Here is an 18,935-nt window from a genome sequence, read left to right as displayed (position 1 = left end):
CGCGTTTTGCGCGAACACGCTCCCCCTGTAGGAGCTGCCGAAGGCTGCGATCTTTTGACTTCTGACTTTCGCATCAGGCCTGCCCCTTGGCCTGCTGCTCCAGATGCACCTGTAACTCAGGATCAATCCGCAACGCCGCCGCCAACGCGTCCAGATAACTGCGCTCAGCGTCCTGCTGATCATCCACCAGCAACACACTCGCCGCGTACATCTCAGCGGCGATTGCCGGATCGCCATTCGCTGCCTGAGCCACTTCGCTCGCGTCCAGCGGCTTGGCTGCTTCCGCATCGAGCCATTGCTGCAACTGCGGGTCGTCGGTGTGCTTGCCGATTTCGCTGCTGATCAGGTGTTTCTCGTTTTCATCGATGCGCCCGTCCGCCTTGGCTGCCGCAATCAACGCGCGCAGCACCGCGTGGCTGTGTTCTTCGACATCGGGACCGGCGAGCAGATTGGCCGTTTGCGGCAGCTGTTGCGGCGCCGCGCTCGCCTGGCTGCGTTGCCAGGCTTGATAAGCCTGGTACGCCATCATCCCCAGTGATGCCAGCGCCGCGTAATTGCTGCCACCGGAGCGACTTTGCGTACCGCCTCCGCCACCCAAGGCGCCGCCCAACCCGCCAGCACCACCACCCAGCAGGCCGCCGAGCAAACCACCCAGACCGCCAAGCCCACCGCCCGCAGAACCACCGCGCGAGCCGCTGGCGTCAGCGCCACCCAGCAGACCGCCCAGCAAGCCGCCGAGCCCGCCGAGGCCATCACCGGTCGAGGCGCTGGTTTGTTGTCCCGCCGAGGCCTGGCCTCGCAGCAGTTGTTCGAGCAAATCGCTGGTGTTCATGACGTCATCCTCAGGCTAAGGCCGTGACTGCGTCTGGCAACGATAGACCGCTGCGGCCGGAGCGCCAGCACCGTTGGGCTGACGCTGAATCCGCCAGGGTATTTCCCTCGCGTAATTTTTCCGTGGCCAGCTAAGATTCAAGGAGGGTGAACCTTATCCCGGCCAAACCGGTCGATAGCTGCAACCCCGACCCGGTTTGCCGGCGCCCTTGCTGCCCAAGGGTGATACCCGGCCTGCTTCATTTTTCTGGAGAACGCCCCCGTGATATCGACCGTACACATCGCCAGGCTCAAAGCATGGGGCGCCCATGGTTTTACTGCGACTGGCGTGGTCACTGCATTCCTGGCCACCCTCGCCCTGCTGGAAAACCAGCCGACCCACTGCCTGATGTGGCTCGGCGTCGCGCTGATCGTCGACGGCCTCGACGGTGCGTTGGCACGCAAGGTCAACGTGCAATCGGTGCTACCGAGTTTCGACGGTTCGATCCTCGATCTGGTGATCGATTACCTGACGTACGTGTTCATTCCGGCGCTGTTCATCTATCGCTACATTCCCCTGCCCGACTACACCCTGCTGCTGACGGTGTCGCTGATTCTGGTGTCGTCGCTGTTCTGCTTCTGCAACGTCAACATGAAGAGCAAGGACAACTATTTCGTCGGGTTCCCGGCCGCGTGGAATGTCGTTGCCCTGTGCCTGTACATCATCGGCCCGGGGCCGTGGATCACCTTCCTGACCGTGATCGGCCTGGCGCTGCTGACCGTAACGCAAATGAAATTTCTGCACCCCTTCCGCGTGCGCCGCTTCATGCCGATCAACATCGCGGTGACGGCGATCTGGTTGCTGTGCAGCCTGTCGCTGGTGCTCCAGCACCCGGTGATAAACCCGCTGGTGATGGGGCTGTGGTTGCTGATGTCGGCTTACTTTCTGGGGATCTGCATCTGGCGCACGGCGCTGGAATGGTTTGAGCGGCCGCCCGTGAAATAGACCTTCGCCCCAACTACATTTCCCTTGTGGGAGCGAGCCTGCTCGCGAAGAAGGAGTGTCAGACAACATCTGTGTTGAATGACACAACGCTTTCGCGAGCAGGCTCGCTCCCACAGGGATCTCCACTCAGCGTTTACTGATCACCACCTCCAGATACTCGCTCGGCACCACCAGCGATCCCTCCCCCGCCCGGTTCATGCGATTGAGCAAATCCGCCAGATCGCTTTCCAGCGCCTGCGCGCTTTCCGGCGCCAGCACCGCGAAAGCCTTGTGCACCGGCCCGTACCAATGGCGAAAGATGTCGATGAAGTGCGCCGCCGAGCGATAGCGGAAGTTGAACTCGCGCCGGGTTACGCGCACCAGAAAATCGCGGTCATCGAAGTGTTTGTGCAGCCAAGCGTCCGAGCCCCAGTTCGATGGCGGTTGCGCACCGGCGGGCGGTGGCAGATGGTGGCCGAGGATTTTGAACATCTGGCCGACAAAGCCTTCCGGCGTCCAGTTGGCCAGACCGATACGCCCGCCTCGGCGACAGACTCGTCCCAACTCGCCAGCAGCCTTGGTCTGATCCGGCGCGAACATCACGCCAAACGTCGACAGCACGGCATCAAAACTGTCATCGGCAAACGGCAAGGCTTCGGCATCGGCGACTTGGAACGTCACGTCCAGATGCTCGGCCCGGGCGCGATCCTGACCCCTTTCCAGCAGGGCTGCGACGTAATCGGTCGAGGTCACCAGACAGCCACGCCGCGCCGCCGCCAGCGTCGCATTGCCATTGCCGGCAGCCACATCCAGCACCGCTTCATCGCACAGCAGATTGCAGGCTTCGGCGAGGTTTTCGCCGACGATTTGCAGTGTGGTGCCGATCACGGCGTAGTCACCACTGGCCCAGGCGACTTTCTGGCGTTCCTTCAAGGCAGTGAAATCAATCGGTGTACTCATGAGGTCGAGCTCCGCTGCAAGTCGGGACGATGGTCATTCGGCGGTGGTCGGGTCGATGACCGTTATCACCCGCGCCACGCTATTGGCCGGGAATCCTCCGAGCCTGGCGTGCTCGCGCACCTGCTCCTCATCAGGGGCGATATAGACGCAGTAGATTTTATCGGCGGTGACGTAACTCTGTAGCCACTGCACCTGTGGGCCAAGTTGACGCAACGCCTGGCAGGACGTTTGCGACACGGCCTGGAGTTCTGCTTCCGACAGCTTTCCGGCCCCTGGAATCTCGCGTTCAATCACGAATTTCGGCATGGCAACCTCGCGTTCTTGTTATGTGGCAGAGCCGGCAGTGACCCTGCTTCAGCACTATCGCGCCGAGGCCGGCCGGCGTCCCTGCCAATCGTCCGGCAACCGCGCAAAACAGCGGCTTTGCCGATGAGCGGCGGCAATCTGTTAAGCCGCTGCAACACCGTCGGGATTGCCAAGCGCCGGACATTGGTTTTTGATGCGCGTTCGCCAACGCAACGGACTCGACCGATGTCACTGCAACTCGACTGGCTCGCCGGCCACATGCATCACAGCGACACGTATGCCGCCTGGATTCACCAGCAGTTCCACTACGAATATGCCCATCAACCGTTGGCTGAATGGCAGCGCGAATTTGCCGATGGCCAAAGCAATGGCGAGTGGTCGTGCCTGATCGCCTTCGACGGTGACCGATTGATCGGCGGTGCCGCGCTGGCTCGTGATGATCTCGCCCATCGGCCTGACCTCGGCCCGTGGCTGGCCTGCGTTTTCGTCGACCCACAGGCGCGCGGACAAGGTCTGGCGGAACAGTTGATCGAAGGCGTCTGCGATGAAGCGCAAAGGCGCGGACTGAAACGACTGTATCTGCACACGCAGAACAAGCAGGACTACTACGCCAAACGCGGCTGGCAGACGCTGGAAGACTTCCGCGCCTGGGATAATCAACATTGGCTCATGGTGCGCGACCTCTGAGCCATTGAAGTTTGATCAGGCGGATGGTGCTTTGGCCTCTTGCAGCAGTTGCCGGATCATTTGTTCCTGCTCTGCATAACGTCCCTCGCCGAAGTGGCTGTAGCGCACCTGCCCCTTGGCATCGATCAGGTAATGCGCCGGCCAGTACTGGTTGTCGAAGCTGCGCCAGATCGCGTAGTTGTTATCGATGGCCACCGGGTAGGTGATGCCGAGTTTCGCGACCTGATCCCTGACGTTGTCGATGATCCGCTCGTAGCCGTACTCCGGGGTGTGCACGCCGATGACCACCAGGCCATCCTTCTGGTACTTCTGCGCCCAGTCTTTGACATACGGCAGCGTGTGCTGGCAGTTGATGCAGTCGTAGGTCCAAAAATCCACCAGCACCACTTTGCCGCGCAGCGATTGCGCGCTCAGCTCAGGCGAGTTGAGCCATTGCACGGCACCGGACAGCGGCGGCATCCCCCCCTTGCTTGCGTCCGGCATGGAATCGGCTTTCACTTTGCTGATGAAGTAGTCGAGCGCTTTCGGCAGGTTTTCCAGCACGCTGCTCTCGACCGTCGCGACGCCTGTGGAAGAGGTGCCGGCAAGCAGGGTTTTGTCCGCTCCCGTGGCAATCAGCACTGCTGCAGCAAGCACCGCAACACCGGCCCCGCGCCGCAACCAACCGGTAAACGGGATCGACGGTTTGAGACGATTGACCAGGCCGCGACCGGCAAAAATCAGCGTTGCCAACGACAAGGCGCTGCCCGCGCCATAAGCCAGCAACAACAGGCTGGTGTGGGCATTGGCGCCATGCACCATCGCGCCAGTCAGGATCACACCGAGAATCGGCCCGGCGCAGGGCGCCCACAGCAGACCGGTGGCGACGCCGAGCAGGAGCGATGTCAGCGGCCCGGCGTTTTTGCGCGTGTCTGCATCGAGACAGTTGCCGAGCGCCACAAACGGCCGCGTCAACCAGTCACCGATGCGCGCAGAAATCAACGACAAGGCAAACAACATCATTACGATCAACGCGAGGTGACGACTGCTGTTGCTGGCCTGAATCACCCACTCGCTGCTGACCACGGCCAGGCTGGAAATCAGGGCAAAAGTCAGGGCCATGCCGGCCAAGGTCAGCAGGATCGCCGAGCGCTTGCGATTGGCGCCGGCAAACAGGAACGGCACCACCGGCAGGATGCAGGGACTGAGGACGGTCAGCAGACCGCCGAGAAATGCGATGAGGTACATGGTCGATCACTCAAGGTGAATGGGCACGGTCTGACTGAGGCCAGGGCTTCAAGCGTTCTGGCTTTCCAGCCAAAGGCTCTGCGGCGTGCGGCTGGCACCGTTTTCGACAACCAGGTCATCAGCATTGACCAGCGGCGTCAGTTGAAAGCAGCTGCCGCTGTGGCAGCTATGCTGTTCAACCGCAGCGTTGGCATGGGCGGCAAAACCGGCGCAGGCAAAAGCGCTGGCGGTCAATAAACGTGAGAGTTTGTTCATGGCGTTTTCCTCAAGGCTTCAGTGGAGTTGAGTCGAGGCGCTCGGTGGAGGCCTCGATGGCGCTCATTTGAAGCCCGCGAGGTATCACGGATGTGTCGGCAAACGGCGCGGGTAAATCGCTGTGTATCCATGCCGCGCGGGGATACACAGCGATACAGAACCCTGAAAAAACCAGGTATTTGCGTTTCCGTGTATCGGTTGTCACCGCAGATACACTGCAATACAAAGGCAGGCAGGCGCGCCGGCAAAGGCTCGGTAGACTGCACGGCATTCCCTTTGATAGAGGTTCTGGGCGATGGAACATGTCGATCACATTCTCATCGTTGACGACGACCGCGAGATCCGCGAGCTGGTCGGCAACTACCTGAAGAAAAACGGCCTGCGCACCACGGTGGTCGCCGATGGCCGACAGATGCGCAGTTTTCTCGAAGCCAATACCGTCGACCTGATCGTCCTCGACATCATGATGCCGGGCGACGATGGCCTGCAGCTGTGCCGGGAATTACGCGTGGGCAAACACAAAGCCACACCGGTGCTGATGCTGACTGCGCGCAACGATGAAACCGATCGCATCATCGGTCTGGAAATGGGCGCCGATGACTATCTGACCAAACCCTTCGCCGCCCGTGAACTGCTCGCGCGGATCAACGCTGTGCTTCGGCGCACGCGCATGCTGCCGCCCAATCTGGTGGTTACCGAAGCTGGGCGTTTACTGGCGTTCGGTCGTTGGCAACTGGACACCTCGGCACGCCATCTGCTCGACAAGGACGGCACCATGGTCGCGCTGAGTGGCGCCGAATACCGTTTGCTGCGGGTGTTTCTCGATCATCCGCAACGTGTGCTCAGCCGCGATCAGTTGCTCAACCTGACCCAGGGCCGCGACGCCGATCTGTTCGACCGCTCGATCGATTTGCTGGTCAGCCGCTTGCGTCAGCGTCTGCTCGACGATGCGCGCGAGCCGGCCTATATCAAGACCGTGCGCAGCGAAGGTTATGTGTTTTCGCTACCGATCGAGATCCTCGGTGCCCCGGCATGAAGCTGAACCTGCACTGGCCGCGCACCCTCGCCTCGCGGCTGTCGCTGATTTTCCTGATAGGGCTGATCCTCGCCCAGGCGCTGTCATTCGGCGCGCAGTATTACGAGCGTTACCAGAGCGCGAAGAACACCATGCTCGGCAACCTCGAAACCGACGTTTCGACCTCGATCGCCATCCTCGACCGTTTGCCCGCCGAAGAGCGTCCGGCCTGGCTGCAACGTCTGGCGCGGGCCAATTACGGCTATCTGCTGAGCGAGGGCGAAGCGGGCACGCCGATTGCCTCAGACAATGTGCCGATTGCCGTCACCTCGATCACCGAGGCCATCGGCGAGCAATACCCGCTGACCTTCAGCGATATTGCCGGCGCGCAAAAACATTTTCAGGGGCATTTGCGCCTGAGCGACGGCAGCCCGGTGACCATCGATGTGCGCCCGGCGATGGTGCCGCTGTCGCCGTGGTTGCCGGTGGTGCTGCTCGGGCAGTTGGCGTTGATGATTGCCTGCACCTGGCTGGCGGTGCGCATCGCCATCCGTCCGCTCACGCGTCTGGCCAATGCGGTGGAAACCCTCGACCCCAATGCGCATCCGATCAATCTGCACGAACAAGGCCCGACTGAAGTGGTGTACGCGGCGCGTGCGTTCAACGCGATGCAGGCGCGGATCGCCGCGTATCTGAAGGAACGCATGCAACTGCTGGCAGCGATTTCCCATGACCTGCAAACCCCGATCACGCGGATGAAACTGCGCGCCGAGTTCATGGACGACTCAGTGGAAAAAGACAAACTGTGCAATGACCTCGGCGAGATGGAGCATCTGGTGCGCGAAGGCGTGGCCTATGCCCGCAGCATTCATGGCTCGACCGAAGAAAGCCGGCGCACCAACATGGATTCATTCCTCGAAAGTCTGGTGTTCGACTATCAGGACATGGGCAAGAATGTGCAGTTGGTGGGCAAGAGCGAAGTGGTGGTCGACACCCGCCCGCATGCGCTGCGCCGGGTGTTGGTCAATCTCACCGACAACGCGCTGAAATTCGCCGGCAGCGCCGAAGTCTGGGTCGAAGCGAACAAGGGCAGCCTGGCGATTACCGTCATGGATCGCGGCCCGGGCATCGCCGAAACGCAACTGGCAAAAGTGATGGAACCGTTCTATCGCGTGGAAAATTCGCGCAATCGCAGCACTGGCGGCACAGGGCTTGGCCTGGCCATCGCCCAGCAATTGGCGATGGCGCTGGGCGGCTCGTTGACCTTGAGCAATCGCCAGGGTGGCGGCCTCTGCGCCGAGCTGAAATTGCCGCTGCAGCAAAACCTGTAGGAGTGAGCCTGCTCGCGATAGCGTCCCGTCAGTCAATATACATTCGACTGTAGGAACGCTATCGCGAGCAGGCTCACTCCTACAGTGGATCAGGTTGCCAGGCCGATGACCTGATCTGCTTGCAGCTGCTGTAATAACGCCAGGCCAGCGTCGATGAACGAGGTGTTGCCGACCTCGCCAGCCTCCTCGGCCATTCCCTGCAACTGCTCACGCCCGGTCAGAGACGCAAACTCGGTGATGCGCTGCAACATGCGCCAGGCCAACGGGCTGAGTTCGGAAAACTGCACACTGAAATCAGCCGTTCGCCGCACCAGAATCAGCGTCGGCTGTGGTGGCGCAATCGACGGCTGATAATCCGGCGACAGCAGCTGCACCGGCCATGCATAAGCCAATGGCCAGGCCAGCGCCGAAACCTGCAATGGCCGCTGAAGTAAAAATTTCGGATCGCCCACCGGTAATGGTTCAGCGGCGGCCTGCTGCAAGGCCATTTCCACCCATTCGTAATGTGCCAGCTCCAGCACAAATGCCGGCCATTCGCCCGTGCGCAAGATCTCGGGTGCGCTGGCGAGAAAACCGACAAACTCTTCGGCGATCTCGGCAAACTTGGGCGTCTGTGCGCGGTAGTCGCGCAGAAACCCGCGCACCAGCGTTTGCCAGCGTGCCGCACCGATGATCCGTATCAGCACCGGAAAGGTCGGACTCAACAACGCCGAAACGTTATTCAACAGCAGATCGCGATAGACATTGACCCGCGCCATGTTCATCTCGGGCGGCGGGGACTGGTTGTCAGGATCGCGCAGATATCGGGTCAGCGCCTGTTGTTGCTGCAAGAGGTTAGCCATGGCTGGCCTCCCGGGATTGCAGCTGGCGGATGGTCTGCAGTTCTGCGACCAGCTCGGTAAATGCCGGAAAATTGAAATCCCGTTCCAACAAGGTCGGCTGCGCACCAAAACGTCTATACGCCTCGGCCAGCAACGCCCAAACCACAGGTTTCACCGCAGCACCGTGGGTGTCGATTTTCAGCGTCGCGGACTCATCGAAGTGCCCGGCGACGTGCATGCCCACCACCCTGCCCGGCTCGATCCCGGCGAGAAATTCCAGCGGATCGAAACCGTGATTGTTCGAGTTGACGTAGACGTTGTTGACGTCCAGCAGCAGGTCGCAATCGGCCTCACGCAACACCGCATTGGTGAACGACACTTCGTCCATGTCCTGGCGCGGAGCAGCGTAATAGGAGACGTTTTCCAGCGCCAGACGCCGGCCGAGAATATCCTGAGCCTGACGAATCCGCGCCGCGACGTGGTGCACGGCTTCTTCGGTGAATGGCAGCGGCAGCAGGTCATAAAGATGACCGTCATCGCTGCAATAACTCAGGTGTTCGCTGTACAGCGGCACGTGATAATGATCGAGAAACGCGCGGACTTCCTGAAGAAATCCAACATCCAGCGGCGCCGAGCCGCCAAGCGACAGCGACAGGCCGTGGCAGGACAACGGATAACGCTCGGCCAACTCGCGCAAAGCCGCACCGTGGGCACCGCCGACACCGATCCAGTTTTCCGGGGCGACTTCAAGGAAGTCGAAATCACCTGCGCTGGCGGCTTGCAGATCCTTGAGCAGGCCACGGCGCAGACCGAGTCCGACGCGCGAAGGTATTGATGTTTTGAAGTTTGACATGGGGCACCTTGAGTATTGGCCGACCCCGACAGTAGAAATGCTGGCTGTATCCGAGCTGTGTCCAGCCCGCCGACTTTTGCCACATTGCGTATCACCCGCCCATGTATATACACGGCGATACACGGAGATACACGGCGCTGACGCAGCGCAAACGCGATAAAAAGCCACCTTTTAATACCTGTCAAAGTTGACAGTATCGGACGTACAAATGTGCGTCTTATAGTGGTGCTCCAACGGGCGGCATGACCATTAGAGAGGAAGTGCAAACTGCGCACTTGAAATGCCCCCGAATTGCCCCGGGCGACTAAACTCCTGAGTACCCTGTTCACACACAGGGCAACCGGGGCGATGGCACGCAGGACGCGGCTTTCGCTCGAACCCAAGACGACCACACCCCAGAGGTGTATGCCTGGGATAAGCAAGACCTCTGGATCGTGATCCAGGCACAGGAGCATCATCATGGACGAACTCAAACTCAACCAATTCATGGGCAAACTGGTCAACGACATGGGCGGTGCGGCGATGCTCGCCAATGTCATTGTTGGCGAGGAACTCGGACTGTACCGGGCGATGGCCGACAGTCAGTTGATCAGCCCCGAAGCCCTCGCGGCAAAAACCACCTGCAACCCACGGCTGGTACGCGAGTGGCTCAGCGCGCACGCCGCCTCCGGCTACATGGAGCACCGCGACGGCCAGTTTCGCTTGCCGGAAGAACAGGCACTGGCGCTGGCCGTGGAAGATTCACCGGTGTACGTCGCCGGCGGGCTGGGCGTGGTGGCGTCGTTTTTCCATGACAAGGACAAACTGGTCAAAGCCATGCGCGGCAACGGCGCCCTGCCGTGGGGCGATCACCATCCGTGCATGTTCAGCGGCACCGAACGGTTTTTCCGTCCGGGCTACAAAGGTCACCTGATCGCCGAATGGCTGCCGGCGCTGGAGGGCGTCGTCGACAAACTCGGAAAAGGTGCCAAAGTCGCCGACATTGGCTGCGGCCATGGCGCCTCGACCGTGATCATGGCGCAGGCGTTTCCCAATTCGCGCTTTGTTGGCTTCGATTATCACGCGCCGTCGATCACCGTCGCCACCCAGCGCGCGGAAGAAGGCGGCGTCAGCAGCCGGGCGAAGTTCTTCCAGGGCACAGCGAAAAATTATCCGCGCGATAACTATGACCTGATCTGCTATTTCGATTGCCTGCACGACATGGGCGACCCGATCGGTGCCGCGCGGCATGCCTTCGACTCGTTGAAGGATGACGGCACTGTGTTGCTGGTCGAGCCATTCGCCAACGATAAACTGGACGACAACATCAACCCGGTCGGACGCCTGTTTTATGCCGCGTCGACGTTCATCTGCACGCCGAATTCGCTGTCACAGGAAGTCGGCCTGGGCCTCGGTGCGCAGGCCGGGGAAATGCGCCTGCGCAAAGTCTTCAACGAGGCCGGTTTCAAACAATTCCGCCGCGCGGCGCAAACGCCGTTCAACCTGATACTGGAGGCACGCAAGTAACCTGCGCGGATCGCGTGCTAACCTGCTGGCAAAGTCCTTCCCCGGAGCGCTGACCATGCTCGACAGCCCGACCCGCGAACAACTCGACACCTTGCAAGAGGTGATGGCTGATGGCGATTTCATCGTGCTGACCGGAGCCGGCATCAGCACGCCGTCGGGGATTCCGGATTACCGCGACAGAGACGGTGTGCGCCGTGGCCGGCAACCGATGATGTATCAGGAGTTTCTGGCCGCCCCCGAATCACGCCGCCGCTATTGGGCGCGGGCCATGCTGGGTTGGCCGAGGGTGCGTCAGGCACAGCCGAACGCAGCGCACGCGGCACTGGCTGACTTACAGCACCGTGGATTGATCCACGACTTGATCACTCAGAACGTCGACACCCTGCACGATCAGGCCGGCAGTCAGGATGTGATCGAACTGCACGGCAGCCTGCATCGCGTCCTGTGCCTGGACTGCGCTCAGCGCAGTGAGCGTGATTCGATTCAGCAATTGATGGAACGGCAAAATCCCTATCTGGCCGGCGTCGATGCGGTGCAGGCGCCGGACGGCGACACCCTGCTCGACCCGGCGTTCGAGGCGCGTTTTCAAGTGCCGCACTGCCCGCATTGCGCTGGCGAACGGATGAAGCCAGACGTGGTGTTTTTCGGTGAGAACGTCGCGCAGCCCACGGCGGCTCGGGCGATGGCGGCGGCAGAAAATGCGGCGGGGATGTTGGTGGTGGGCTCTTCGTTGATGGCGTATTCGGCGTTTCGCCTGTGCCGGGTGATCGCCGATCGCGGTAAGCCGCTGATCGCGATCAATCTGGGCAAAACACGGGCGGATGATTTGCTGGATTTGAAGATTGAAGCGTCGTGTGAACAGCTTTTGCCGTTGTTGGCGAGGGATCTGGACCGGTGAATGGCTGCACTCTGTGCTCGACTCAGGACCCAAGCCCCTCACCCTAGCCCTCTCCCAAGGGAGAGGGAATTGACCGAGTTGTCTGGGCTGAATACTGCGACCTGAAAATGCTGAGTCGAGCTCACGATCTGAATAACCACGATCAGCTCCCTTCCCCCTAGCACTAGGCCTCGCCCTCGCCCTCGCCCTCGCCCTCGCCCAAGGGAAAGGGAACTGACCGAGTTGTTCTCAGGCAATACATCGACCTGTAAATTTCGAGTCGAACCCATCTTTTGAAATGCCCCCGATCAGCTCCCTTCCCCCTCGCCCCCCTGGGGGGAGAGGGTTGGGGTGAGGGGGTAGATCTCACAGTCGCCCGAGATCTTCAGCCTTGAGAATATCGAACAGTGCTTGCGCCGCTGCCGAGAGTTCATTGCCCGGTTCGGTCAGCACGCCGATGTTCCGTTCCACCGAGTCGTTGAGTGTCAGGCAGTGCGCGCCGAGTTCCAGCATCTGTTCGGCGCACAACGCTGGCACCGCGCTGACGCCAAGCCCGCTGGCAACCATCCTGCCGACCGTGGCCAATTGATGACTTTCAAACTCCACCGGCAACTTCTTCCCGCGCGCCTGCAAGTGCTCCTCGAGCATCACCCGCACCGTCGACGGTCGTTGCAAGGTAATGAACGGTTCCTGCAACAAGGTCTGCCAATCGATCTCGTTGCGCCCGGCCAGCGGCGAATCCTTTGGCACCACCGCCACAAAGCGATCCATGTACAACGGCGTAAACGTCATCGAGGTGTTCTGCATCGGTTCGAACGCCACGCCGAGTTCAACCTGGCGATCGCGGACCATTTCCAGCACCTGCTCATTGATCACGTCGTTGACCGTGACGTTGACGTTCGGATAGCGCGCGCGAAAGGTTTTCAGAATCGGTGGCAGCAGGTTACCGGCAAATGACGGCATGGCCGCCAGCGTCACCCGCCCGCGTTGCAGGCTGAAGCGCTGGCGCATTTCGTCTTCGGCGTTGTCCCAGTCGGCGATCAACCGTCGGGCCAATGGCAGCAGCGATTCGCCTTCCGGGGTCAGCGCGACGTTGCGCGTGTTGCGGCTGAACAGGCGCCCGCCCAAACCTTCCTCCAGCGCCTTGATGGTCAGGCTCAAGGCCGATTGCGACAGGTGCAACCGCTCGCAGGCCACGGCGAAACTCAGACTATGCGCGACGGCGAGGAAGGCGCGGATCTGTTTGATGGTCATGGTCGCTTCGCTCCAGTTGTAAGCTACAAGCGTTAAGCGGCAAGCCATGATGATCGTTCCCACGCTCCTGCGTGGGAATGCAGCCCGTGACGCTCCGCGTCACTGGACGCGGAGCGTCCCTAGAGGCATTCCCACGCGGAGCGTGGGGAACGATCAAAGCAGCACGCCATAACGCGACTATTGAGTTTTATCTATCAATTAACCTTAAAAATCAACTTAACAAATATATCCGCCAGCGAGACACTCCAACCATTCGGCTAGCCAGCCGCCCGCAAATAATAAAAGAGGTGCATATGGCAGGTTTCGACAAGCGCGTGAGTTCCTATGAGGAAGCCCTGGCCGGGCTTGAGGACGGCATGACCGTCATCGCCGGCGGCTTCGGTCTGTGCGGCATTCCGGAAAACCTGATCGCCGAGATCAAGCGCAAAGGCACCCGCGACCTCACTGTCGTGTCCAACAACTGCGGCGTCGACGGCTTTGGCCTCGGCGTGCTGCTCACCGACCGTCAGATCAGCAAAGTCATCGCCTCCTACGTCGGCGAAAACAAGCTGTTCGAAGAGCAACTGCTCAAAGGCGAAATCGAAGTCATCCTGACCCCGCAAGGCACCCTCGCCGAGAAAATGCGCGCGGGCGGCGCCGGCATCCCCGCCTTCTTCACCGCCACCGGCGTCGGCACCCCGGTTGCCGAGGGCAAGGAAGTACGTGAATTCAAGGGTCGCAAGTACCTGATGGAAGAATCCATCACTGGCGACTTCGCCATCGTCAAAGGCTGGAAAGCCGACCATTTCGGCAACGTCATCTACCGTCACACCGCGCAGAACTTCAATCCGCTGGCCGCCACCGCCGGCAAGATCACCGTGGTTGAAGTCGAAGAAATCGTCGAACCCGGCGAACTCGACCCGGCGCACATTCACACCCCGGGCATCTACGTCGATCGGGTCATTTGCGGCACGTTCGAAAAACGCATCGAACAGCGCACCATCCGCAAATAATTCAGGCTGACGGAGAATAAAAACATGGCACTTTCCCGCGAACAAATGGCTCAGCGCGTCGCCCGCGAAATGCAGGACGGCTACTACGTGAACCTCGGCATCGGCATTCCGACCCTGGTCGCCAACTACATTCCCGAAGGCATGGAAGTCATGCTGCAATCGGAAAACGGCCTGCTCGGCATGGGCCCGTTTCCGACTGAAGACACCATCGATGCCGACATGATCAACGCCGGCAAACAGACCGTGACCGCACGCATCGGCGCGTCGATTTTCAACTCCGCCGAATCCTTCGCGATGATTCGCGGGGGCCATGTCGACCTGACCGTGCTCGGCGCGTTCGAGGTCGACGTCGAAGGCAACATCGCTTCGTGGATGATCCCCGGCAAACTGGTCAAGGGCATGGGCGGCGCGATGGATCTGGTGGCCGGCGCGGACAACATCATCGTCATCATGACCCACGCCTCCAAGGACGGTGAGTCCAAGCTGCTGTCCAAATGCAGTCTGCCGCTGACTGGCGCTGGTTGCATCAAACGCGTGTTGACCGACCTCGCCTATCTGGAAATCGAAAATGGCGCTTTTGTCCTCAAGGAACGCGCACCTGGCGTCAGCGTCGAGGAAATCGTCGCCAAAACCGCTGGTAAACTGATCGTCCCGGATCACGTACCGGAAATGCAGTTCGCTGCCGAGTGAGGAATTCGAAAATGCAAGACGTCGTAATTGTTGCCGCCACGCGTACCGCGATCGGCAGTTTCCAGGGATCCCTGGCCAGCGTTTCCGCGGTGGATCTGGGCGCGGCGGTGATCCGCCAGTTGCTTGCGCAGACCGGTCTGGACGGTGCACAGGTTGATGAAGTGATCATGGGCCAGGTGTTGACCGCCGGCGCCGGTCAGAACCCGGCGCGTCAGTCGGCGATCAAGGCTGGCCTGCCGCACGCGGTACCGGCGATGACCCTGAACAAGGTCTGCGGTTCGGGTCTCAAGGCTCTGCACCTGGGCGCGCAAGCGATCCGCTGCGGCGATGCCGACGTGATCATCGCCGGCGGCCAGGAAAACATGAGCCTGTCCAACTATGTGATGCCGGGCGCCCGCACCGGTTTGCGCATGGGCCACGCGCAAATCGTCGACACCATGATCAGCGATGGTCTGTGGGATGCATTCAACGACTACCACATGGGCATCACTGCCGAGAACCTCGCCGACAAGTACGAGATCAGCCGCGAGCAGCAGGACGCCTTCGCTGCCGCCTCGCAGCAGAAAGCCGCCGCCGCCATCGAGGCCGGTCGCTTTGTCGATGAAATCACCCCGATCCTGATTCCGCAGCGCAAGGGCGATCCGGTTGCCTTCAAGGTCGACGAGCAACCGCGCGGTGACACCAGCGCCGAATCGCTGGCGAAACTGCGCCCGGCGTTCAAAAAGGACGGCAGCGTCACCGCCGGTAATGCTTCGTCGCTGAACGACGGCGCCGCCGCCGTGATTCTGATGAGCGCGGAAAAAGCCAAAGCCCTCGGTTTGCCGGTGCTGGCGAAAATCGCTGCTTACGCCAACGCGGGCGTTGACCCGGCGATCATGGGCATCGGCCCGGTATCGGCGACCCGCCGTTGCCTCGACAAGGCTGGCTGGAACATCGAGCAACTCGACCTGATCGAAGCCAACGAAGCTTTCGCCGCGCAATCGCTGGCGGTGGCCAAGGATCTGCAATGGGATCTGGACAAGGTCAACGTCAACGGTGGCGCCATCGCACTGGGTCACCCGATCGGTGCGTCGGGTTGCCGTGTATTGGTGACGCTGCTGCATGAAATGATCAAGCGTGATGCGAAAAAGGGTCTGGCGACCCTGTGCATCGGCGGCGGTCAGGGTGTGGCTTTGGCACTGGAACGGGCTTAAGCAAAGGGTTCAACGGAGGGCGGCGGATCCACGACATCCGCCGTTTTTCGGCAACAAAAAACCCGGGGCGACTTGCGTTGCCCCGGGTATTTTTTTGTCTGTTCGAAATATTTGTTGAATGTTTTGACGCCATCGCGAGCAGGCTCACTCCTACAAGGGATTTGTGAACCCGATCCTGTAGGAGTGAGCCTGCTCGCGATGGGGCCAGCCCTCACACCACAAAACCTCAGTCAGCCAATTGCAGGATCAACCACGCATTCGCCCCACTGATCACCACAAACAACCCCCACGCCAACACCCGCGTCGGCAGCCGATTCACAAACGGCCCCATCAGCTGTTGGTCATTGGTCATGCGGATCAGCGGATACAACGCGAACGGCAGCTGCAAACTCAACACCACCTGACTCAGCACCAGCAACTTGCCCACCGCGTTATCGCCCATCAGCCACACGCCGATAAACGCCGGAATCAGCGCCAGCCCCCGGGTGATCAGGCGCCGCTGCCAGCACGGAATCCGCAGGTTGAGGTAACCCTCCATGATCACCTGGCCGGCGATGGTGCCGGTGAAGGTTGAACTCTGCCCCGAGGCGAGCAAGGCCACGCCGAACAGTACGCTGGCCAATGCCCCACCAACCAGCGGATCGAGCAAGTGATAGGCGTCCTGGATATCGACCACCTCGGTATGCCCCGACTGATGAAACGCCGCTGCCGCGAGAATCAGAATCGCCGCGTTGACCAGCAATGCCAGCGCCAGCGAACCGATGGTGTCGATGCGCGCCAGCTTCACAGCGTCCTGCTTGCTGGCCAGATCCTTGCCGATCATGCGCGTCTGCACGATCGAGGTGTGCAGGTAGAGGTTATGCGGCATCACCGTCGCGCCGAGAATGCCGATGGCCAGGTACAACGGCGCGGCATCGCTGATGGCTGACAGAGAGGGTTTGAAACCTTGAAAGACGTCCGGCCAATAGGGTTTGATCAGCATCAGCTCAACGAAAAAACACACGCCGATGGTCGCGACCAGCACCAGCATGATCGCTTCCAGTCGGCGGAAGCCACGGTTCTGCAGGGCTAGTACCAGCAAGGTGTCGAACGCCGTCAGGGCAATGCCGAAGGTCAGCGAACAGCCAAGCAACAAGTGAAACGCCAGCGCACAACCGAGCACTTCGGCAAGGTCGGTGGCGATGATCGAAATCTCCGCCAACACCCACTGCAAGCGGGCGACCGGCGTGCTGTAGCGTTCGCGCGACAGCTGCGCGAGATCGCGTCCGGTGGCGATGCCCAGGCGCGAACACAGACATTGCACGACCATGCCCGCCAGACTCGCCAGCAACACCACGAACAACAGGCTGTAACCGAAACGCGAACCGGCTTCGATGGCGGTCGCCCAGTTGCCCGGATCCATGTAGCCGATCGACACCAGCAAACCGGGGCCGGCGAAACGCAACACGCGCTTGAAGAATGGGGCACTCGGATCCACCGCGACGCTGCCGGCCACTTCCGGCGGACAAAACGGCGCGGTGGCGATTTTGGGCAAACTGAATTTCACGCACACATCCAGAAACAAGTCGGAAAGATGCAGCTTAGACGTTTCAGTTGCTGGCTAGAAGATCAAAAGATCGCAGCCTGCGGCAGCTCCTACAGGGTACGCATTTCAAATGTAGGAGCTGCCGCAGGCTCGGGCCGCGTTCGGACGATCTTTTGACCTTAGCGATTCACACCCAACAACTGCTCCCGCAATTCGGGGCTGCGTGTGCGCGGATCAAGCCAGATACTGAAGAACGCCCGGGCAAACAACGGATCATCGATTTCATGCTGCAACTGCTGACCGACAAAAAACCGCGCGCCCTGCCCCGGCAGATACACCCCGGTAATCCGCGTGCCGGCCTGCACATCGATGAACGATTGCTGCATCTGGATCTGCCAGCCGGCCAGTTGCGCGGGGCTGACGTTGGCGCCGGCCAAGCGTTTGATTTCGTCGACGCTGGCTTTCACCAGGTCCTCGCGCGAGATGCTGCGGCGATAAATCAGCTCCAGGGCAAACGGCTGCCCCTCGGCCAACGGTCGCGCGGCACTCCACAGCCGCGCGTTGTACACATCGAAACCGAACACGCTGAAGTCGCCGGAACCGATGATCTGCGCACCAGGCACCGCGTCCTGCCAATTGGCCCACGTCGGCGTCAACAACAAGGCCCACAAGCCGATGCCGCAACATCCACGCAACACCTTGGGTGTTCTGTTCATCGCGGTAGCGACTCCGGCAAGCCCTGATAATCAGAGCATAGCCGGCTTCATCGCTATAGTTTTGTATACAATTTCTGTCTGACAATGCAGCAATCTGCCGGCGGCAATGCTAACGTGGCCCTCACTCGTCCGACGGAGGTTTGCGCGTGCTGATTCTCAAACTGCTGCTGATTCCTGGTTTTCTGCTGCTGATTTCCCTCGCTGGCAAGCGCTGGGGACCCAGCGTGGCCGGATGGCTGTCGGGATTGCCGGTGGTGGTCGGGCCGATTCTGTTTTTCCTTGCCATCGAACAGGGCCCACAGTTTGCCGCGCAATCGGCCGTGGCGGCGTTGTCGGCGATGTTCGCGATGATTGCCTTCTGCATCACCTACGCGCAGGTCGCGCAACGGGCAAACTGGCCTTGGGCGCTGGTGATTTCGCTGTCGGTCTGGGCGCTGTTGGCCTTGGTATTGTCGTTGCTTCCGACGTCGCTGCCGTTCTCGATAGCCGCCGCAGCGATCGCCCTGCTGGCGGCGCCGTACCTGTTTCCCGACGTGCAGCCGGTGCTCAGTGGCCCGGCGCCGAAGTCGGACAAACTGATCTGGCGAATGATTGCCGGCGCCGCATTGACGCTGCTGGTGACCCTGCTGGCCAGCACCGTCGGCGAACGCTGGAGCGGCCTGCTCGCGGTGTTCCCGGTGCTCGGCAGCGTGATGGCGGTGTTTTCCCAGCAAACCCGTGGCCCGGCGTTTACTGCCGTGCTGTTACGGGCAACCGCGACGGGTATGTATTCGTTTTCGGCGTTCTGCCTGGTGGCGGCATTGACCCTGCCCACCCTGGGACTGAGCGGATTCGCGGTCGGCGTGGCCGTCTCCGTGGCCATGCTCGGCGTGACCCGGCAACTGCTGGCCCGGCCGGTGGCGAAACAGCAGCAGGCACAGTAACCCTGACGA

The 18,935-nt window shown here is 60.9% G+C and carries 20 protein-coding genes; 10 read left to right on the top strand and 10 right to left on the bottom strand.

Features of this window, described 5'->3' with window-relative positions; translation table 11 throughout:
• Positions 1–73 precede the first annotated feature (73 nt).
• Complete coding sequence (locus tag ACIPZE_RS17620; RefSeq protein ID WP_400774214.1) at positions 74–832, bottom strand: tellurite resistance TerB family protein; 759 nt, start codon at positions 830–832, stop codon at positions 74–76.
• Between the two features lie 261 nt (positions 833–1,093).
• Here ACIPZE_RS17620 and pcsA point away from each other — a divergent pair, with 261 nt between their 5' ends.
• Positions 1,094–1,816 carry a phosphatidylcholine synthase gene (gene pcsA / locus ACIPZE_RS17615; protein WP_129394551.1) on the top strand — a complete coding sequence of 241 codons (723 nt, stop codon included), beginning with the start codon at positions 1,094–1,096 and terminating at the stop codon, positions 1,814–1,816.
• Positions 1,817–1,942: 126 nt separating this feature from the next.
• Here the strand turns inward: pcsA and ACIPZE_RS17610 are convergent, their stop codons facing one another.
• Both ACIPZE_RS17610 and ACIPZE_RS17605 read right to left on the bottom strand, forming a co-directional pair.
• The gene (locus ACIPZE_RS17610) at positions 1,943–2,755 is read right to left on the bottom strand and encodes a class I SAM-dependent methyltransferase (protein ID WP_400774210.1); all 813 of its coding nucleotides are present in this window, start codon (positions 2,753–2,755) and stop codon (positions 1,943–1,945) included.
• A 33-nt stretch (positions 2,756–2,788) separates the two neighbouring features.
• Entirely contained in the window at positions 2,789–3,061 is a 273-nt protein-coding gene (locus tag ACIPZE_RS17605; protein ID WP_129394553.1) for a DUF4242 domain-containing protein, read from the bottom strand.
• A 225-nt stretch (positions 3,062–3,286) separates the two neighbouring features.
• On the opposite strand from ACIPZE_RS17605, the gene ACIPZE_RS17600 reads away from it, so the two are divergent.
• The gene (locus tag ACIPZE_RS17600) at positions 3,287–3,748 is read left to right on the top strand and encodes a GNAT family N-acetyltransferase (RefSeq protein ID WP_400774207.1); all 462 of its coding nucleotides are present in this window, start codon (positions 3,287–3,289) and stop codon (positions 3,746–3,748) included.
• Between the two features lie 15 nt (positions 3,749–3,763).
• Here the strand turns inward: ACIPZE_RS17600 and ACIPZE_RS17595 are convergent, their stop codons facing one another.
• Complete coding sequence (locus tag ACIPZE_RS17595) at positions 3,764–4,975, bottom strand: cytochrome c biogenesis protein DipZ (RefSeq protein WP_400774204.1); 1,212 nt, start codon at positions 4,973–4,975, stop codon at positions 3,764–3,766.
• Between the two features lie 48 nt (positions 4,976–5,023).
• A complete protein-coding gene (locus tag ACIPZE_RS17590; RefSeq protein WP_283435967.1) occupies positions 5,024–5,230 on the bottom strand; it encodes a hypothetical protein in 207 nt (68 codons plus the stop codon).
• A 295-nt stretch (positions 5,231–5,525) separates the two neighbouring features.
• Here ACIPZE_RS17590 and ACIPZE_RS17585 point away from each other — a divergent pair, with 295 nt between their 5' ends.
• Both ACIPZE_RS17585 and ACIPZE_RS17580 read left to right on the top strand, forming a co-directional pair.
• Positions 5,526–6,266: a response regulator gene (locus tag ACIPZE_RS17585; RefSeq protein WP_400774201.1), complete on the top strand. Its 741-nt coding sequence runs from the start codon at positions 5,526–5,528 to the stop codon at positions 6,264–6,266.
• Positions 6,263–7,576, top strand: a complete 1,314-nt coding sequence (locus ACIPZE_RS17580) for an ATP-binding protein (RefSeq protein ID WP_283435966.1) — start codon at positions 6,263–6,265, stop codon at positions 7,574–7,576. The genes ACIPZE_RS17585 and ACIPZE_RS17580 overlap by 4 nt, the downstream gene beginning before the upstream one ends.
• Before the next feature lie 89 nt (positions 7,577–7,665).
• Here ACIPZE_RS17580 and ACIPZE_RS17575 read toward each other — a convergent pair whose 3' ends face one another.
• Both ACIPZE_RS17575 and ACIPZE_RS17570 read right to left on the bottom strand, forming a co-directional pair.
• Positions 7,666–8,418 (bottom strand): DUF2063 domain-containing protein, encoded by a 753-nt coding sequence (locus ACIPZE_RS17575; RefSeq protein ID WP_400774198.1) that lies wholly within the window; start codon positions 8,416–8,418, stop codon positions 7,666–7,668.
• A complete protein-coding gene (locus tag ACIPZE_RS17570; protein ID WP_400774195.1) occupies positions 8,411–9,250 on the bottom strand; it encodes a DUF692 domain-containing protein in 840 nt (279 codons plus the stop codon). The genes ACIPZE_RS17575 and ACIPZE_RS17570 overlap by 8 nt, the downstream gene beginning before the upstream one ends.
• A 459-nt stretch (positions 9,251–9,709) precedes the next feature.
• Between ACIPZE_RS17570 and ACIPZE_RS17565 the strand changes: the two genes are divergently transcribed.
• The gene (locus tag ACIPZE_RS17565) at positions 9,710–10,756 is read left to right on the top strand and encodes a class I SAM-dependent methyltransferase (protein WP_400774192.1); all 1,047 of its coding nucleotides are present in this window, start codon (positions 9,710–9,712) and stop codon (positions 10,754–10,756) included.
• Between the two features lie 55 nt (positions 10,757–10,811).
• Positions 10,812–11,654 (top strand): NAD-dependent protein deacetylase, encoded by an 843-nt coding sequence (locus ACIPZE_RS17560; RefSeq protein ID WP_400774190.1) that lies wholly within the window; start codon positions 10,812–10,814, stop codon positions 11,652–11,654.
• 345 nt (positions 11,655–11,999) lie between these two features.
• Here the strand turns inward: ACIPZE_RS17560 and ACIPZE_RS17555 are convergent, their stop codons facing one another.
• Positions 12,000–12,887, bottom strand: a complete 888-nt coding sequence (locus ACIPZE_RS17555; protein ID WP_400774187.1) for a LysR substrate-binding domain-containing protein — start codon at positions 12,885–12,887, stop codon at positions 12,000–12,002.
• Positions 12,888–13,180: 293 nt separating this feature from the next.
• Between ACIPZE_RS17555 and ACIPZE_RS17550 the strand changes: the two genes are divergently transcribed.
• The 3 genes from ACIPZE_RS17550 to ACIPZE_RS17540 are packed head-to-tail and all read left to right on the top strand — an operon-like array spanning position 13,181 to position 15,762.
• Positions 13,181–13,879, top strand: a complete 699-nt coding sequence (locus ACIPZE_RS17550; RefSeq protein WP_129394564.1) for a CoA transferase subunit A — start codon at positions 13,181–13,183, stop codon at positions 13,877–13,879.
• Between the two features lie 24 nt (positions 13,880–13,903).
• Positions 13,904–14,569 carry a CoA transferase subunit B gene (locus tag ACIPZE_RS17545; RefSeq protein WP_103306906.1) on the top strand — a complete coding sequence of 222 codons (666 nt, stop codon included), beginning with the start codon at positions 13,904–13,906 and terminating at the stop codon, positions 14,567–14,569.
• An 11-nt stretch (positions 14,570–14,580) separates the two neighbouring features.
• Positions 14,581–15,762 (top strand): acetyl-CoA C-acetyltransferase, encoded by a 1,182-nt coding sequence (locus tag ACIPZE_RS17540; RefSeq protein ID WP_400774183.1) that lies wholly within the window; start codon positions 14,581–14,583, stop codon positions 15,760–15,762.
• A 226-nt stretch (positions 15,763–15,988) separates the two neighbouring features.
• Here the strand turns inward: ACIPZE_RS17540 and ACIPZE_RS17535 are convergent, their stop codons facing one another.
• Positions 15,989–17,308, bottom strand: coding sequence for an Nramp family divalent metal transporter (locus tag ACIPZE_RS17535; protein ID WP_283435958.1), 1,320 nt, complete (start codon positions 17,306–17,308; stop codon positions 15,989–15,991).
• 158 nt (positions 17,309–17,466) lie between these two features.
• On the bottom strand, positions 17,467–18,003 hold the full coding sequence (locus ACIPZE_RS17530; protein WP_400774179.1) for a chalcone isomerase family protein: 537 nt from the start codon (positions 18,001–18,003) through the stop codon (positions 17,467–17,469).
• Positions 18,004–18,149: 146 nt separating this feature from the next.
• On the opposite strand from ACIPZE_RS17530, the gene ACIPZE_RS17525 reads away from it, so the two are divergent.
• Positions 18,150–18,926 (top strand): hypothetical protein, encoded by a 777-nt coding sequence (locus ACIPZE_RS17525; RefSeq protein WP_283435956.1) that lies wholly within the window; start codon positions 18,150–18,152, stop codon positions 18,924–18,926.
• The last annotated feature ends 9 nt before the right edge of the window (positions 18,927–18,935 follow it).

It is taken from the genome of Pseudomonas sp. NPDC089741 (assembly GCF_044748825.1).
In the GTDB taxonomy this organism is placed as follows: domain Bacteria; phylum Pseudomonadota; class Gammaproteobacteria; order Pseudomonadales; family Pseudomonadaceae; genus Aquipseudomonas; species Aquipseudomonas helmanticensis.
The sequence above is the reverse complement of the archived record's forward strand: the minus strand, read 5'-3'. Positions and strand labels throughout refer to the sequence as shown.